1 protein-coding gene is annotated in these 1,923 nt (G+C 35.6%); it reads left to right on the plus strand.

Annotation, left to right across the window (positions count from 1 at the left end; genetic code table 11):
* Positions 1-1,827: selenocysteine-specific translation elongation factor (gene selB, locus ABZA26_RS14005; RefSeq protein WP_372715110.1), on the plus strand; the 1,827-nt coding region annotated here is incomplete at its 5' end.
* Between the last annotated feature and the right edge of the window lie 96 nt (positions 1,828-1,923).

Genomic DNA, 1,923 nt, shown 5'->3' on the forward strand with positions numbered 1-1,923 from the left:
ACAGATACCCTTCCAGAGGAAAAGAAAAGGGGCATGACTATAAACCTTGGATTCACATATCTCACCCTGGAATCAGGGAAAAGAGTAGGTCTTGTAGATGTCCCAGGTCATGAAAAATTTATAAAAAACATGGTGGCAGGGGTAAGTGGTATTGACTTTATGATGCTGGTAATAGCAGCTGATGACGGTGTGATGCCTCAGACAAGGGAACACCTAAATATAATAAAGCTACTCGGGATAAAGAGAGGAGTGGTGGTAGTCACCAAAACTGATCTTGTTCCCCCAGAAAGAATAGACGAGGTTAAGAGTGAAATCAGAGAGGAATTTAAGGGTAGTTTTGTAGACCGTTGTGAGATACTAGAGGTGAATTCTGGAAATCTAGGTAGCTATAATGACCTAAAAAAACTATTAAATATTGAGGTTGAAAAAATAGAGGACGAGGGGGAAGTAAGGAATAACTTCAGGATGTCTGTGGACAGAGTATTCAATGTGAAGGGCTTTGGAACTGTGGTAACCGGAACTTCTACTGGGTCTGTGATACATGAAGGAGATGTTCTGACTCTCTATCCACAGATGAAAAGTATAGGGGTTAAGGGAATACAGAATCACGGAGAAAGTGTAGTAAGTCTCCAACCTGGCAACAGATGTGCACTAAATATCGGAGGAATAGAAGTAAAGGATATAAAGAGAGGAGATATTCTAGGGACTCCGGAAACTCTTTCCATATCTGACAGAATTGATGTAAGTCTTCGTATCCTTAAAGGGAAGAAGAAAATAAAAAATAACCACAGAATTAGACTTCACCTGGGAACAACTGAAGTAATCGGGAGAATAAGACTCTTCGGAATAGATGAACTGGATGCAGGTGATGAGAGCCTGGCTCAGATTTTATTGGAGGATGCTGTAGTAGGACTTCCCGGAGATATAGGCGTGGTCAGAAATTACTCTCCCATGGATACTATTGGTAGTATAAAAATAATAAATATGACGGGAGAAAAGGTAAAGAGAAAAAATTCGGAATATATTGAATCTCTGGCTAATTTACTAAATGGAAGTTTTGAGCATAAGTTGGAAAAATGGATAATTAAAAACAGTGAATCCTTTCCCACTCTGAAGGAAATATCCATTGCCACTGGTAGTGAAGTGGCTGATGAACTTGTGGAAGTTCTTGTTAATGAAGGAAGAATATTCTGTCTCAAAAAAATGGATTTAAAGAGATATTTCCATATGGACTATCTTTTACAGATTGAAAAACTAGTATCTTCTTTTCTTAGTGATTACCATAAAAGAAACCCCCTAAAATTAGGAGCAAATAAATCTGAAATAAAGAATAAATACTTTCCCAAGAATCTGAAGGTTAAAAATTATAATGAAATATTTGAACTTCTGGAGGAAAGGGGTGTGGTAAAAGGAAATGAAAACCTTGTGTATCTTTCAGACTTTAAGATAAAGCTCAGTAAAGAACAGAAGAAGATAAAGGATTTAATTCTTATAAAATATAAGGAACAAGGTTTTAAACCACCTAAATTTAGTGATCTTGAAGATCTTGTAGATGATAAAACAGCTCTTTATGAAATACATGGCCTTCTTATAGATAAAGGACTTCTCATCCCCCTTCAAGAAGATATCTTTTTTATGAAGGGATTCTTTAATGAGGGAGAAAAAAGAATAAGAAAAAAAGCTGAAATAAACGGAAAAATAACTCTAGCTGAAACAAGAGAAATCCTTGAAACAAGCAGAAAGTTTGCACTGGCCTTTTTAGAAAAACTCGATTCTTTAGGAGTAACAAATCGGATTGAAGACTATAGAATTATAAAAACTAATTAATAGTGGGGGCAAGTCTTTCCGAATTTACACATAATTTTGGAAAGACCCCTCTTAATTTAATTTTATTATTTGCATATATTTCTCTTGAATTTATAT

This window comes from Ilyobacter sp. (assembly GCF_041583315.1).
Lineage (GTDB): Bacteria > Fusobacteriota > Fusobacteriia > Fusobacteriales > Fusobacteriaceae > Ilyobacter.